The 15,099-nt window shown below is 65.9% G+C and carries 14 protein-coding genes and 1 pseudogene; 11 read left to right on the forward strand and 4 right to left on the reverse strand.

Going from position 1 to position 15,099, the window contains the following annotated elements:
* Positions 1–104 precede the first annotated feature (104 nt).
* From MU553_RS08830 to rpl12p, 4 genes are all read left to right on the forward strand, one after another.
* Positions 105–587 (forward strand): 50S ribosomal protein L11, encoded by a 483-nt coding sequence (locus tag MU553_RS08830; protein WP_247377845.1) that lies wholly within the window; start codon positions 105–107, stop codon positions 585–587.
* A 183-nt stretch (positions 588–770) separates the two neighbouring features.
* Positions 771–1,409, forward strand: coding sequence for a 50S ribosomal protein L1 (locus MU553_RS08835; protein ID WP_247377847.1), 639 nt, complete (start codon positions 771–773; stop codon positions 1,407–1,409).
* Between the two features lies 1 nt (position 1,410).
* Positions 1,411–2,451 (forward strand): 50S ribosomal protein L10, encoded by a 1,041-nt coding sequence (locus MU553_RS08840; protein WP_247377850.1) that lies wholly within the window; start codon positions 1,411–1,413, stop codon positions 2,449–2,451.
* A 31-nt stretch (positions 2,452–2,482) separates the two neighbouring features.
* Positions 2,483–2,827 carry a 50S ribosomal protein P1 gene (gene rpl12p / locus MU553_RS08845; RefSeq protein WP_247377851.1) on the forward strand — a complete coding sequence of 115 codons (345 nt, stop codon included), beginning with the start codon at positions 2,483–2,485 and terminating at the stop codon, positions 2,825–2,827.
* Positions 2,828–2,878: 51 nt separating this feature from the next.
* Here rpl12p and MU553_RS08850 read toward each other — a convergent pair whose 3' ends face one another.
* On the reverse strand, positions 2,879–3,484 hold the full coding sequence (locus MU553_RS08850) for an RAD55 family ATPase (RefSeq protein WP_247377852.1): 606 nt from the start codon (positions 3,482–3,484) through the stop codon (positions 2,879–2,881).
* An 8-nt stretch (positions 3,485–3,492) separates the two neighbouring features.
* Entirely contained in the window at positions 3,493–3,687 is a 195-nt protein-coding gene (locus MU553_RS08855; RefSeq protein WP_247377855.1) for a hypothetical protein, read from the reverse strand.
* A 187-nt stretch (positions 3,688–3,874) separates the two neighbouring features.
* Between MU553_RS08855 and MU553_RS08860 the strand changes: the two genes are divergently transcribed.
* The 4 genes from MU553_RS08860 (at position 3,875) to MU553_RS08875 (ending at position 9,032) form a co-directional block, all read left to right on the forward strand.
* Complete coding sequence (locus tag MU553_RS08860) at positions 3,875–5,704, forward strand: histidine kinase N-terminal 7TM domain-containing protein (protein ID WP_247377856.1); 1,830 nt, start codon at positions 3,875–3,877, stop codon at positions 5,702–5,704.
* 44 nt (positions 5,705–5,748) lie between these two features.
* Positions 5,749–6,993 carry a tripartite tricarboxylate transporter permease gene (locus MU553_RS08865; protein ID WP_247377858.1) on the forward strand — a complete coding sequence of 415 codons (1,245 nt, stop codon included), beginning with the start codon at positions 5,749–5,751 and terminating at the stop codon, positions 6,991–6,993.
* A gap of 264 nt (positions 6,994–7,257) precedes the next feature.
* Positions 7,258–7,776, forward strand: a complete 519-nt coding sequence (locus tag MU553_RS08870) for a FlaD/FlaE family flagellar protein (protein ID WP_247377860.1) — start codon at positions 7,258–7,260, stop codon at positions 7,774–7,776.
* A gap of 104 nt (positions 7,777–7,880) precedes the next feature.
* Positions 7,881–9,032, forward strand: coding sequence for an actin-like salactin (locus MU553_RS08875; protein ID WP_247377862.1), 1,152 nt, complete (start codon positions 7,881–7,883; stop codon positions 9,030–9,032).
* Here the strand turns inward: MU553_RS08875 and MU553_RS08880 are convergent.
* Positions 9,029–9,229, reverse strand: coding sequence for a hypothetical protein (locus tag MU553_RS08880; RefSeq protein WP_247377864.1), 201 nt, complete (start codon positions 9,227–9,229; stop codon positions 9,029–9,031). The genes MU553_RS08875 and MU553_RS08880 overlap by 4 nt on opposite strands.
* Before the next feature lie 158 nt (positions 9,230–9,387).
* Between MU553_RS08880 and MU553_RS08885 the strand changes: the two genes are divergently transcribed.
* Positions 9,388–11,124 (forward strand): restriction endonuclease, encoded by a 1,737-nt coding sequence (locus tag MU553_RS08885; protein ID WP_247377865.1) that lies wholly within the window; start codon positions 9,388–9,390, stop codon positions 11,122–11,124.
* 145 nt (positions 11,125–11,269) lie between these two features.
* Here MU553_RS08885 and MU553_RS08890 read toward each other — a convergent pair.
* Positions 11,270–11,446, reverse strand: a pseudogene (locus MU553_RS08890) (HVO_2922 family protein); the annotation flags it as partial.
* A 103-nt stretch (positions 11,447–11,549) separates the two neighbouring features.
* Here MU553_RS08890 and MU553_RS08895 point away from each other — a divergent pair.
* Both MU553_RS08895 and MU553_RS08900 read left to right on the forward strand, forming a co-directional pair.
* On the forward strand, positions 11,550–13,736 hold the full coding sequence (locus tag MU553_RS08895) for an N-6 DNA methylase (protein WP_247377867.1): 2,187 nt from the start codon (positions 11,550–11,552) through the stop codon (positions 13,734–13,736).
* A gap of 87 nt (positions 13,737–13,823) precedes the next feature.
* Positions 13,824–15,095: a PH domain-containing protein gene (locus tag MU553_RS08900; RefSeq protein ID WP_247377869.1), complete on the forward strand. Its 1,272-nt coding sequence runs from the start codon at positions 13,824–13,826 to the stop codon at positions 15,093–15,095.
* Positions 15,096–15,099: the final 4 nt, after the last annotated feature.

Consider the following 15,099-nt stretch of genomic DNA (forward strand, 5'->3'; position numbering starts at 1 on the left):
GAGACAAACGATCCCACAGCCGCGCGTGACGGAGTCGCACGGAAAAGCGTCTGTTCGGTCGCAAAAGCAACCCTTAAAACTGCGCCCACGTGATAGCGGAGTATATGGCTGGAACCATTGAGGTACTCGTCCCTGGCGGGCAGGCCAATCCTGGCCCACCGCTCGGCCCGGAGCTGGGGCCGACGCCCGTCGACGTGCAGGCAGTTGTCGAACAGATCAACGACGAGACGGAAGCGTTCGACGGCACGGAAGTGCCCGTCACCGTCGAGTACGAGGACGACGGCTCCTTTACCATCGACGTCGGTGTGCCGCCGACGGCGGAGCTCATCAAGGACGAAGCCGGCTTCGACACCGGCAGCGGTGAGCCCCAGGAGGACTTCGTCGCCGACCTCAGCGTCGATCAGGTCAAACAGATCGCAGAGCAGAAGCAGACCGACCTGCTGGCCTACGACCTGAAAAACGCCGCGAAGGAAGTCGTCGGGACCTGCACCTCGCTCGGTGTCACCATCGAGGGGAACAACCCCCGCGAGTTCAAGGAACTCATCGACGAGGGCGAGTACGACGACCAGTTCGCCGCGGAAGCCTGACTGTCAGGCTCGTTTCTTCCCGTTCGCTCGCGATCACGGAGTGCACACAGCGTCGCCCGTGACGACGTCGCTCGGGGGAGTATCGGTTCGACGGCTTTAAGTTTCGCATCCGATTCCTCACACACAACAGGCGAATGCCTGTGACACGCCGTAGGAGCACTACGCGTACTACGGAGGTGGACAATGGCAGATCAGGACATAGAGCAAGCAGTAACTCGCGCACTCGAGGAGGCCCCGCCGCGGAATTTCCGCGAGACGGTCGACCTCGCGATCAACCTGCGCGACATTGACCTTAACGAACCGTCGAACCGCGTCGATACGGGCGTGGTCCTGCCGGCCGGAACCGGCCAGGAGACCAGTATCGTCGTCTTCGCGGAGGGCGAGACCGCCGTCCGTGCCGAAGACGCCGCCGACGACGTGCTCGACGGGGACGACCTCGAAGAACTGGGCGACGACGACGACGCGGCCAAGGACCTGGCCGACGCGACTGACTTCTTCATCGCAGAGCAGAGCATGATGCAGAACATCGGTCGCTATCTCGGGACCGTCCTCGGGCCGCGCGGGAAGATGCCGACCCCGCTCGACCCGGACGACGACGTCGTCGAAGTCGTCAACCGCATGAAAAACACCGTGCAGATTCGGAGCAAGGAGCGGCGGACGTTCCACACGCGCGTCGGCGCGGAGGACATGGACGCCGAAGACATCGCCGACAACGTCGACGTCATTCTCCGCCGACTGCACGCAGAACTAGAGAAGGGCCCGCTCAACATCGACACCGTGTTCGTCAAGACCACGATGGGCCCGGCAGTGGAGGTCGTCTGATATGAGCGCAGAACGCAAGACAGAGACCATCCCGCAGTGGAAAAAGGAAGAGGTCGACGACCTCGTCGAGACGCTCGGCGAGTACGACAGCGTCGGGATCGTCGACATCACCGGCATCCCGAGCCGCCAGCTGCAGAAGATGCGTGCCAACCTGCACGGCACCGCAGAGCTCCGCGTGAGCCGGAACACGCTCATGCACCGTGCGCTCGACGAGGTCCAGGACGGACTCGAAGACCTCGAACAGTACATCGGCGGGCAGGTCGGCCTCATCGGGACGAACGACAACCCGTTCGCCCTGTACAAGCAGCTCGAGGCCTCGAAGACGGCTGCCCCGATCAACGCCGGAGAGGTCGCCCCCAACGACATCGTCATTCCGGAGGGCGACACCGGCATGGACCCGGGCCAGTTCGTCGGTGAGCTCCAGGCCGTCGGCGCCGAAGCGCGCATCCAGGAAGGCTCCATCCAGGTGATGGCCGACTCGACGGTGCTGGAAGCGGGCGAGACGGTCGACGACCAGCTCGCGAACGTCCTCGGCGAACTCGGCATCGAGCCCAAGGAAGTCGGACTCGACCTCCGAGCAGTGTTCGCCGACGGCGTCCTCTTCGAGCCCGAAGAGCTCGAACTGGACGTCGAGGAGTACCAGGCGGACATCGAAGCAGCCGTTGCGGGTGCTCGCAACCTCTCGATCAACGCCGTCTACCCGACCGCGCAGACGGTCTCCGCGCTCCTGGGTAAAGGAGCGGGCGAGGCCAAGTCCGTCGGGCTCCAGGCCGCCATCGAGGACGAGGAACTCATGCCCGACCTCATCAGCAAAGCGGACGGGCAGGTGCGCGCCCTCGCGGCGCAGATCGACGACCCAGAGGCGCTCCCTGAGGAGCTCCAGGACGTCGACGCAGCTGCACCGGCCGCCGAGGAGGCGGGCGAGGAAGACGAATCGGCAGACGAAGACGACGCCGACGAGCCCGACGCAGACGAAGACGCCGGCGACGACGACGACGATGACGAGGACGCAGGCGATGCGATGGGCGCGATGTTCGGCTAACAACTAAATACCAAACCCACAACTACCAACCATGGAATACGTTTACGCAGCACTCATCCTGAACGAGACGGGCGCAGAGATCAACGAAGACAACCTGACGAACGTGCTCGACGCCGCAGAGGTCGACGTGGAGGAATCCCGCGTCAAGGCCCTCGTCGCGGCACTCGAGGACGTCGACATCGAGGAAGCCGTCGAACAGGCCGCAGCCGTGCCGGCTGGCGGCGCAGCTGCCCCCGCGGGCGGCGCAGCCGAGGGCGAACTCGAAGAGGGTGACGACGACGAGGCCGAGGAAGAAGCAGAAGCCGAAGCAGAAGACGACGGCGACGACGAGGACGACGAGGCCGACGGCGAGGGCCTCGGCGAACTCTTCGGCTAACGCAGCCACACCCTCAATTCTCCACTTTATTCACGCCGACGAGCAGCAGCGCTATCTTGCCGGGATCTTCTTGATCGAGTGAATCCCGACGCCGTTCGGATCGAGCGAGATGTCGAACTTCCGCCAGACGTCCTCGCCGGCTCGCGCCATCAGCTCGCGGAACTTCTCGACGGTCAACACGCGGTAGCGCTGCGTGCCGGCGCTCTCCCACGAGAATCGCAGGATGGCGTCGAACATCGCGGTCGTGAATCCGTACCCGCGGTCGGTGAGCGCACCGACGTCGGCGTGGGTTATCGTCACGGTCCCGTCGCGGTGGTTCAGGATGCGGCGCAGATCCAGCACCAGCCACATGTCTTCCCAGGAGGCGAACTTGTGGACGATCGGGACGAGATTGGAGAGGCTGTCGAAGAAGACGACGTCCCGGCCGACCTCCCGCTCGAAGAAGTCGTTGATCCGATCGAAGAACTCGCGGTAGCGACCCGCGTCGTGGCCGTTCAGCGGCGCCAGCGAGGTGTAGCCGTCGGCGAAGCTGGTGAACTCGATGCCGGCGAGTCCCGCCTCGACCCAGTCCTCGCCGAGCGTGTGCCGCAGTTCCTGTCGAAACCGGTCTTCGCTCATCGTGAGCGAGACGTAGTGGACCGTGTCGGGCTCAGTCATCTCGGCCGTCAGGCTGCCGTACTCCAGCTCGAACTGCTCAGCCCCGACTGCCAGGCGCCGTGCACCATCGCGGCCGTGTACAGGAAGGTTCGATGCCCGGCACCCGGGTCGCCGAGCGTCAGAATCGACTCGCCCGCCGTCACGCCGCCGCCGAGGAGGCGATCCAGGTCCGGCACTCCGATCGGGAATCGCACGTCTGCCATACCGTGACATCTCAGTCTCGACCCATGAAGATTGTCACGCCCGAAAGGAACCAGCGTGAGCCGCTTCACACCGGTCGAACCGACCGCTGTTGGCCGATCCGCGCCCAAATTATCAACTGTGAAACTCGAACGAGAGAGTTAAGCCAGCCTGGATGACAATCAGACACGTTCGGCGGCGCTCAGACCGATGCAGTTTCAATACACGCCCGTAACGGTTCCGCTCGCCCTCGCCGTCGTTCTGTGTGCGGTCAGTGCAGTGGTTGCGTGGCGACAGCGCGACGGCGAAGCCGAACTGTGGGCGGTGGTGATCCAGGTCGCGTTCGGACTGTGGGCGCTGTTCACGCTCTTGACGTTCGCCAGCGTCAGCTACGAGGCGAAACTGTACTGGTTCCTGCTGTTCATCCCGACGATTCCCCTCAGCGTCGTGGCGACGTTCTTCTTTACGCTGCACTTTTGCGGACGCGCCGAGTGGCTCACGCGAGGTCGACGCGCCCTCGTGTCGCTGTTTCCAGTCGCAGTTTTCGGCTTCAGCCTCACGAACGGAACGCACGGACTCGTCGTCGCGGACAGCTGGGTCGCGTCCGGAACGCTCCGGTACACGTGGGGCCCGGCGATGTACGCGACGATCGCCGGGTCGTACGCGATCTGTGCCACGTACACCGTCCTGCTGTTCCGGAAGCTCCTCCGGTCGAGAAACGTCTACAGAAAGCTCAGTTTCGTCATCTGGATGACGGCGATCCTCACCGTTCTGGCGACGGTCGCGTCGGTGACGCGAGTGAGCCCGTTTCCGCACTTCACCCTGCTCCCGCTGACGTATCTGGGAGTCGGGAGCCTTCTCCTGCTCGGGACCACGAGCGTCACGTTCGCTCGGCGGCTGCCGGTCGACCGTGCGCTCTCGCTGTTTCGGTCTCGACTTGACAGCACGATCCCGCTCGCTCGGGATTTCGTCATGCAGGAGGTCGACAATGGGATCGTCGTCCTGGACCCCGACGACAGGGTCGTCGACATCAACGCGACGGCGAAGTTCATGATCGGGACCGAACGGCCCATCGGCAAGCACCTCACGGACATCACGAGACTGAACCAGGTCCTCGACGGGGACGAACTCCTGCCGATCCTCCAGGGCGAGACGCCGGTCGAGACGGTTCACGATCAGATCTGGGTCGAAAGCGACAGCGGCATGCGCTGTTACGACGTGCGCATCTCGGCACTGACCGAGGGGGACGCTGCATCGACGGCCCACGTCATCCTCCTCCACGACATTACGGACCAGAAGGAACGCGAGGAGCAGCTCCAGCGACAGAAAGAGACGCTCGAGACGCAGAAGACGCAGCTCGAACACCAGAACGAACGCCTCGACGAGTTCGCGAGCATCGTCTCCCACGACCTCCGGAATCCGCTGTCCGTCGCCGCCGGCCGGACCGAACTGATGCTGGTCGACGCCGACGACACCGAGTCGGTGACGGTCGAGCGAGACCACCTCGTGGACGTACGGGACGCACACGAGCGGATGGCGAGCATCATCGACGACGCGTTGACGTTGGCGCGACAGGGGAAAGCGATCACCGACACCGAGCCGGTCCTCGTCGAAGCGGTCGCACGGACGGCCTGGGAGAACGTCTCGACTCGGACCGCAAGCCTGACGGTGACCTGTAATCGGACCGTCGAGGCCGACAGAGCCCGGTTGCTCACCGTCTTCGAGAACCTCTACCGCAATTCGCTGGAACACGGACTGGACGACGTGACGGTCACCGTCGGGAACGTCCAGCGAGAGGGCGAAACAGGGTTCTTCGTGGCAGACGACGGCCCGGGCATCCCGGACAGCGAGAAAGACGACGTGCTCGAACGCGGCTACACGACGAGTCCCGACGGGACCGGACTGGGACTCTCGATCGTCACCGACGTCGTCACCGCCCACGGCTGGTCGATCACGGTCACCGACAGCGTCGACGCGGGCGCGCGGTTCGAGATCACCGGTCTCGAACAGCCGGGGACCGAGACGCCAGCCGGCGACTGAGCGGCGCGAACGTTTTTATCCGAAACCGGGACCAGCTCCGCTCGATGGTGGGAACGGTCTTCGGCGTCCGGGTCGCAGTCGCGCCGGAAGCGACCGCGACGGCGCTGACGTTCGTGCTCGGCGGCATCGCACTGGGGACCGTCAGCGGCCTGATACCGGGCCTGCACGCCAACAACATGGCGCTCCTCCTTGCGGCGGGCGCGAACGCGATTCCGGGGCCGCCCCGGTACGTGGGGGCAGCGATGCTCGCGGCGGGGACGGTCCACACGTTCCTGGACGTAGTTCCGACCCTGGCGCTGGGGGTTCCCGATCCCGCGATGGCCGCCTCGGCCCTCCCGGGGCACGAACTCGTCCTGGCGGGCCGCGGTCGGGAAGCACTGCGGTTGTCGGCACTGGGGAGTGGGCTCGCAGTCGTGTTCGCGGTGCCGCTCGCGGTGCCCGTCACCGAGGCCGTGACAGCGATCTATCCGACGCTCCGCGACCACCTGTCGGCCGTGCTGGCCGGCGTCGCGGTCGTGCTCGTGACGACGGAATCGAGCTACCGGGCGACGGTCGGCGCCGCGCTCGCGCTGGTGGCAAGCGGTGTCCTGGGAATGGCGACGCTCGACCTGCAGTCAGGTGGACTCGCGGCTGGCGGGATGCTCGCCCCGCTCTTCGCGGGGTTGTTCGGCGCGCCCGTGCTGCTGGAGGCGATCGGAGGCGGTGGCGTCCCGACGCAAGACAATGCGACGGTCGCGCTCTCCCGATCGGCCGTCGGCGGGCTGGCGCTGGTGGGAACGCTGTCCGGTGCGATCGTCGGGTTCGTCCCCGGTGTCTCGAGCGCCATCGCGGCGACGGGGGCGCTCCTGGCAGTCCCGTATCGGTACGGCGCACGCGGGTTCGTGGTCACGACCAGCGGCGTGAACACGGCCAACGCCATCTTCGCGCTGTTCGCGCTCCAGGCGCTCGGGTCGCCGCGAACCGGCGTGTTGGTCGCCGTCGAGGAGGCGGGCGTCCCGCTCGCGCTCCCGCTCCTGCTCGCGAGCGTCGCGCTGGCGGCCATCGTTGGGTTCCTGCTGGTGCTGGCCCTCGGCGACCGCTATCTGCAGGTGGTCGGCCGCGTCGAGTACACCCGGCTGTCAGTGGCAGTCCTGGGACTGCTCGTCGTCCTGTCGTTCGTGCTTGCAGGAGCGCTCGGTGTCGCCGTCTTTGCCGTCGCGACGGTAGTGGGGTCGATCCCGCCGCGGTTCGGAGCGCGGCGGGCAACGCTGATGGGCGTTCTGCTGGTCCCGTTGTTGCTGAGTGGGTGAGCCCACGACAGGAAGCCGCGACTGACCAGGGAGAATGAACCCTCAGTGGATCGGTCACGGGGCTTCGGTCCGCTCGCGTCTCACCCGGGCAAAGCGATCGTCGGTTCGCAACCGAAACAGACGCACGGGTCAGACGCACGCGAGTCAGGAGTCAGCCGTCCGGCTGACGCGTCGAAAATCGAGGACCAGAGCACACGTAACAGAGACATGAACGGGGTGCAACATTTAACATAGAGTAGCAAGAATGGGTGAACACTAGAAAATATGACCATCAACCCACGTGATTACGACCTCGACGAACTTCGGAAGATGGCCCGCGGTCAGAGCGAGGGTCCACGAAGCCCGCCGGCGAGCGACGAAGACGACGGAGCAGAACCGCCCGAACTGGACGGCTGGGGAACACCCGAACCAGAACTCGGCGCTCCGGAGGGTCTCCTGCAGGAGCAGTTCGACTCCGATATTCACCGGGAACTGCTCCCCCTCGAAGCCGGCGAGGACGAGCTGGCGAAACCGTATCTCGACGCGCTGCCGGAGAACTACGCGGCCGAGATCGTCGTCTTCGAGTGGCTGGATTTCCTCCTGGAGGACTTCGGCTACCAGGGCGCCAACGAAGCACTGCAGTACTACGAGTCGGTCGGCTGGATCACAGAGGACATCCAGACGACGCTCAACGACTACCTGGTCGGGATCAACGAGCCCGACGCGAACACCGTTCAGGACGGCGACATCGACAGCCACAAGCTCAGTCTGGTGTACGTTGCGCGCCTCGTCTCGATGCTCTGACATACCGAAAAGTCGGGGACGGGGACGGGTTCTGCCGCTTTCTTTATCAATTTTGAAGACAAGGAGTAGATTATATATCAGAGCCGCGAGTAGCGACGGCCGTCATGAGCGAGGAAGCGGATGCGGACGACGACGAGGCGGCGACTGAGAGCGAAGACCCGGCCGAGACGGAGGCCGAGGAACGTGTCGAAGAAGAGACCGAAACCCAGGACGTCGAGGCGGACGCAGCGAGCGACGGACCGGTTCCGGTCGGTGTCAAGCTCGGGAGTACGCGGACGGTCATCGCGATCCCGGAAGAGTCGGGCGACGTACGCATCATTCGGACGCTGACCTGTCTGGCGACGTACGACGATCCGCTCACCGGCGAGGAACAGGTCCTCTACGGCGAGGAAGCTGCGACGCAGTACCCCGACCGGGTCCAGTTCATGCTCCGGTCCGGGCTGCCCGAGGACGACGACCGGGCAGAGCTGACGAAGAAGTTCTTCAACACGGTGCTCGAAGAGAACGACGTTCCGGAGGACAGCGTCGTCGTGTACGCGATCCCGACCATCGAGAACGAGCGCGGCCTGGACAACCTCGAAGCCGTCATCCAGGAGAGCGCCATCGGCCAGCGCACGGTCGAGAGCTACCCCGAGTCGCTCTGTGGCGCGATTCCGGCGATGGGCGACGGCCTGGAAGCCATCGGCGAGATCTTCGTGTCGGTCAACATGGGATCGACGAACCTGGAGGCAGCCGCGTACCGTCGCGGCGAGCAGCTCAACCCCTTCGCGACGGGTGCGGTCACCGGGAACGAGGTCGACCGGATGATCGCGAACAACGTCGAGGGCGAGACCCAGGGTCGCGTCAACATCGACACGACGACCGCGCGCGAGTACAAGGAACAGCACGCGGACTTCGTCGACTTCGAGCCGTTCACGGACATCATCCAGCAGCCGGGCGGCGGCGCCCACGAGTTCACCATCGAGCGTAGCGTCATGGACGCCTGCAACCAGTACCTGGACGACGCCGTCGACGAGATCGCCAACAGCTTCCTCCCGGAACTGGCCAACGACCACATCAAGGTCTACCAGCTCGCGCTCGACCAGCCCATCGTCCTCACGGGCGGGATGGCCTGCATCCCGGGCATCGTCGACGAGTTCGAGAACCGACTCAGCGAAGAGCTGAACCGCGACGTCGAGGCAGTGGCCGCCGACAATCCGGACCTCGGTGCGAGCGTCGGTGCCCAGCGCATCGCCGATCACCTGATCGGGAACTAAACGCTCGACTCGCCCGCCCAGGCACGGTGCCAGCGGACGACCCGCGGCGTCGACGTCTCGCTTTTCCGCCCAGCCGGATGCGCCACCGCACCCTCGTGGCGAGCGGCGGCCTCTCGACCACGCTCGGTAGTCGCCTCGCCTGCTTCCGTCGCTGTCCGTCGTAACTCGTCCGGCATGTCGATCTTGAGCCCTGACATTGTGAACTGCCAGACGGTTTCGGCAGCAATCACCTAAAACTCAGTCAGACGCGCGTCTGCACTCCGGCAGACGATGGCAGTGAGACCGGCGTCGTTCAGACGACGCGAGGTCGAAGAGATTCAAACTGAGCAACAGCTGGCCGCATGACTCATATGCAGTGAGTGACAGTACTCAGTACGAACCCGCCATGCTCGCTTCCCACGACGACGACGCAATCAGCGACGAGGAACTGCTCACAGGGACGGGCAGCGGTGGCGTATTCGCCAGTGGGTACCTGCGGGACAAACCGCTCATCGAGTACCTGGGGGAGTCAGAGCGGGTTTCTCACCTGCTATCGAACAAGAAAAAGGGCGTCCGCAGGGAGACAGACGACGACAGTACGGCGTTCACGCCGGGCGACGACTACCGGGCGATCGCCGCGGTGACGGACACGAGGGTGTTGTTCGTCGTCGGGGGCTGTGACGACGGTGACGAGATGTTCGGCGTCCCGTACACCGAGATCGAGGACGTCAAGACGAACCGGGGCGTGTTGAAAAAGAGCGTCGACGTGTGGACGACCAGCGGCGTCCGCTGGCGGTTCTACGTCCGCAGTAGCGTCGACCTCAGGTCGGCAGCGGAGTACCTGGAACGGGCGGCGGTCGTCTGGTCGCGCGTCGAGAGCCAGTTACAACACGCCCGGAAGCACATCGCCGCGATCAGCGACCACACGTCCGAGCGCGACCACGAGGCGGCACGCGAGGCGGCCAAGAACGCACGCGAGTACGTCGAAGAGGCCCAGCGAAAGGCCACGGAACTCACCGAGGACCGGGCGGACGCCATCTGGGAACGCATCCAGCTCACGGAGCAGCGTCTCGACGAGGGCGCCCTCAACATTCACGTCTCCCGCGCGAAAGCGGACGTGGCGTCGGCCGAGCGCCTGTGGCGCCAGGAGCAGTACAACGACGCGTACGACGCGTACCTGGCGGCGCGAAACCAGTACGAGCGAGCGTTAGACCTCGCCAGGGAACGCGATCTCTCGGTGGCCGACGACATCCGGGCGCGGGCAGACCAGGTGACCCAGAGCATCGATCGCCTGTCGAAGTCACCGCTCCAGCGCGCCGAGGAGACCTTCGAGGAGGCCACCGCCGCCACGGAGCTATCCACGAGAGTCGACCTGCTCGCGGACGCCCTGGAGAAGTACCAGTCCGCGCTGGTCCTGGACTGGGGCAACGACACGCAGCGGTTCGCCGGTGACAGCGACGAGATCCGCACGACGATCGAGGCGGTCGTCGACGAACTCGTGGGCGCGCGCCGAGAACTCGCCGACAAGCACTGGCGCGCTGGCAACTGGTACAGCGACGCCGGGCAGTTCGATCAGGCGCGCGAGGAACTCACGGCCGCGAGAGAACACGTCGACGCGGCACTGACAGTCGCCGAGGAACTCAAGCCCGGACTGACCGCCGAGTTGGCGGCCGCGAAGCGAGAGCTCGACGCAGACCTCGACCGCGTCGGAACCGACGACGCAGACGATGCCGCTCCGGACGACGACGAGACCGACGAGCCGTCGGTCCGCGACCGCGTCACCCGTCTCTGGACGGAACGAGACTGGGAGACCACTCACGATCGAGAGGGAGTGGTCGACGTCGTCGCAACCAGAGAGGCTCCGATCCCCGAGAAGCAGTTGCTGGTCGTCGAGGAGCGGTCACCGGACGGCGAGTGCGACCAGTCAGTCGTCGAGTCGGCAGTCGCAGTTCGCGACGCCGACGGCGACGCCGACGTGGTAGTCGTCGTCACGAACGGGTCGTTCACCGAGCGCGCCCGGTCGCTCGCCCGAGAGCACAACGTGAAGCTACTCGACGGGGAGCGCCTCGACGAAGCTCTCGACGCCGCGGGATTCGCGACGACGGACGTGTAGGCCGCGCCTCATCCGCATCACTTTCCTCCAGCGGTACGAACTCGATCGGCCTCCACGAATCGACCACGAGGCATCCCCGCGAGCCAGGCGACGTCGAACTCCACGGACGGTGAGAAACCGGGACCGACGACACTGTGCGCTGGCCCTACTCGAGCTCTTCGACCGCCGCGTCGGGCGCGTTGGCCTTGACGCTCCGGATCCCCTTCTTGGCGTTCGCCTTCGTCGTGTATCCCTCGCCGCTGTCGGCGATGATGTTCCCGTTCGCGTGTCGAAGCCGCCATCGCCACTCGTCCGCGTCGTCTCGGAACAACTCGAAGGTCGCAGTCATCGGTGACGCGTACAGACGCGGGCCACGCCCTAATAGCCAGCGGGAGGCGACGTGACGGGAGTTATATGTCGGGGGCGAGTGAACACCGGGCAGCGACATGGGGGCACTGCTCTCGGATCTGACGGACGACCTCGCACACCAGTACGTGGCGAACGCACACGACCGACTGGCGGCAGACGGACCAGTTGCCGACGCCAGAGCCACCTGGGCCGAGTACGTTCGCGCGTGTCACGGCGACGTGGTCGCCGACGTGACCCTCCCCGAGAGCGACGTCGCCCCCGACGCCGAGACCATCGATCGCGTGTTCGTCCGAGCCTGCTACTTCGACTTTCTCGTCGACTCCCTGCTCGATGCCCTCGAAGGCACCGCTGGCGTCACGCTCCGTAACCGCGACCCGCGCACGAACACCGACGCGCTGTCGGTCGCCCTCGGGCCGCTCCACGACCGCATCCTGCCGCCGGAGCGCGGCCGCGACCGAGTGCGAGCAGCAGTCGACGAGGCGACGCTCCGGCGTCTCGGCCCCGACGCGCTCCGTGACCTCTACCAACGGGTCGTCCCGCGAGAAGTCCGCCTCGCCCTCGGCGAGTACTACACGCCCAGGGGCGTCGCCGACCTGGCCGTCGAGGGACTCGACGTCGACGACCCCGAAACCACGGTCCTCGATCCGGGCTGTGGCTCGGGCGTCTTCCTGACCGCCTGTCTCGACCGCAAGCTCACGGCGCTCGCGGACGAGTCGCCCCAGGAACGACTCGACGCCGTCGTCAGTTCCGTCGTCGGCATCGACCTGAACCCGGTGGCCGTCAAGAGCGCGAAGCTCGCGTACTGCGCGACCCTGTTCGACGACCTGGCGTCGCCTGCGGTCGACGAGATCGAAGTCCCGGTGTTCCTGACCGACGCGCTCGGACTGGTGCGGGAAGACGACCCCCGTGTCAGCGGCGAGATGGCGACCGGAAAGTTCGATGCCCTCGTAGGAAACCCACCCTGGGTCCCCTGGGAGCGGTTGCCCAGCGAACTCAAGACCCGCTTGCGCGAGCGGTACGTGGACGAGTTAGGACTGCAGCCACACGAGGGCGTGGTGGCACGGCTGGGACACAACAACGACGACATCGCGGTGCCGTTCGTCTGGGTCTGTCTGCACCGGTACCTGCGCCGGGACGGAACGGCGAGTTTCGTCCTCAAACGGGACATCATGCGCGGCGCCGCGGGGGCCGTCCTGCGCCGCCTCCAGGTCGGCGACCGGTCCCTGTCGGTCGAACACGTCCACGACTTCGCCGGCCTGGAGCCGTTCCCCGAGGTGGGCGCGAACGCGGCGCTATACCGGTTCGCGGCCGATTCCGACTCTTCGTTCCCCATCGAGACGACGGTCTGGCGGTCGACGGACGGGGCGTCCACGGACTACGGGACGGGGTCGACGCTGCGCGAGACGGCGACGCGACAGCGGACGGAGTTGCGGCCGCTCGACCCCGACGACGCGACCACGGCCTGGATTCGGGCCGACGCGGAGCGCGCGGCACTCGGCGAGTGCGCCCACGACATCAGACACGGGCTCAAAGACGACGCGAACGCCGTGTTCGGGCTCGACCGGGCTGTGCTGGACGAACTGGAGCCCGACCTGGTGTATCCGTACGTCAAGTCGCGGCACGTGCGGAAGTACGGGCTGACCGGGCACGACCTGCGCCTGGTCCCGGCCGAGAAGGCGGGCGAGGACAACGAATCGTGGCTCCGGGAGACCTGTCCGGAGACCTACGACTACCTCGCAGCCCATCGCGAGACCTTGCTCGATCGGTCGTCGTCGTGGCTGGACAAGGGCCCCTTTTACTCGGTGTTCGGTCTCGGGGAGTACACGTGGGCCGACTACAAGGTCGCCTGGTGTCGGCTGGGATTCAAACCGGACTTCGCGGTGCTCTCGACGCGCCAGGACCCCGATCTGGGAGAGCAACCGGTGATCCCCGGCGACCACTACATGTTCGTCGCCACGGACCACCGTGAGACCGCGCACTTCCTCTGTGCCCTGTTGAACTCCGCGCCCTACCAGCGCACGCTCCGGGACATCTCGTCGAACGGGAAAGCCAGTCTCTCGAAGTCCGTCGTCTCGGAGCTCCACCTCCCGGGCTGGCCGGACACGGAGACCAGTCGGCGACTGGCAGCCCTCTCGATGGAGGCCCACGAACTCGTTGGCGAGTCCCACGACGGACAAGACCGGCAGGCAGCCATCGAGTCGATACAGGTGGAGATCGATCGGCTCGTCGAGGAGGCGCTGACCGCCGGACGACTGGGCGAGTAGCGCGACGAGCACCGGCGGTTTCCGAGCGTGAACGGTCGAGCGATTCATTATGGAGGAGCAACAAGTGAGAAATACGACGTGTAGTGTATGGGGGGACGCTTGGACGCCGAGCAGATACTGCGATCCGGGTCCGACGCGGGGTCGTCGGGGGGGTACCTGCGAGGCAAACGACTGACCGACTACTTCGAGGGGTCCGAACGCCCGGCGTTCGTGCTCTCGAACGAGACGAAGGGCATCAAACACGAACGGGGCGGCGAGACAGCGGTCGTCACCCCGGGCGAGGACTACCAGGCCGTTGCAGCCGTTACCAACGAGCGAGTGCTGTTGGTCGTCGGTGGAAACGACGAGCGGGGCGGCCGCAATCGCGAGGTCTCCCTGCCGTACACGGAGATCCGCTCGATCGAGACCAAGACCGGCGTGTTCAAGAGCCGACTGACGATCACGGCCCGAACCAGCGACACGTATCACTTCGTGCTGAGCGGCCGTGAGGCCCTGGACGAGGTCGAGGCGTACGTCGAGCGAGCGATCGCCTACTGGGTCGCGGTCGATCGGCGACTCGAAAAGGCCAGAGACCACCTCTCGACGATCGAGTCCACCATCGAAGCGGGCGATCCACGGGCCGCAGCCGACGCGTATCGCCGGACTCAGGAGTTGCTCGACCAGGCCAGCGAGGTCGCAGAAGCGTTCGAGTCCGGCACCCGCGCGATGGAGCGTCGGATCGACCAGCTCGAGACCCGGCTCACGCTGACGGAGATTCGGGGCCACCGCCTCCGGGGCCGACAGCTCGCCGAGACTGCGACTGACGCGCGAGGCGAGGACGACTACGAGGCAGCGCTCGACGCGTACACCACGGCGAAGTCCCAGTACGAGCGCGCCGTCGACCTCGCCGCGGCGAGCCAGAATCGCGACGCCGAGAAGTTACGATCGGAACTGACGGACGTCTCGAAAGCCGTCGAGGAGATACGGACCGAACCGCTCTTGCGCGCGATGAACGCCTGTGCGGAAGCGATCCAGGCCGACGAACCGGCACCGGAGCGCTGGCGGACGGCAATCGACGTGTGTCACGACGTGCACGGGATTCTCCACCGCGACGACCGGTTCGACGGCGATCCGGCGGCACTTCGCTTTCAGATCGAGTGGCTCGTTCAGAACTGTCTGAACGCACACGAGCGGGCGGCCGAACAGGCCGTGAGGGCGGGCGAGGAGTATCGCGAGCAGGGCGACGACGAGGCCGGACGCAACGCGTTCGAGCGCGCCCGCGAACACCTCCGACGGGCGCGCGACCTGGCCAGGGAGTTCAGGTCCGGCGTCCCCGCGAGATACGAAACCGCCCTCGAAACGGTGTATCAGGCGGCCTGACCGC

The sequence above is a fragment of the Halorientalis brevis genome, from assembly GCF_023077655.1.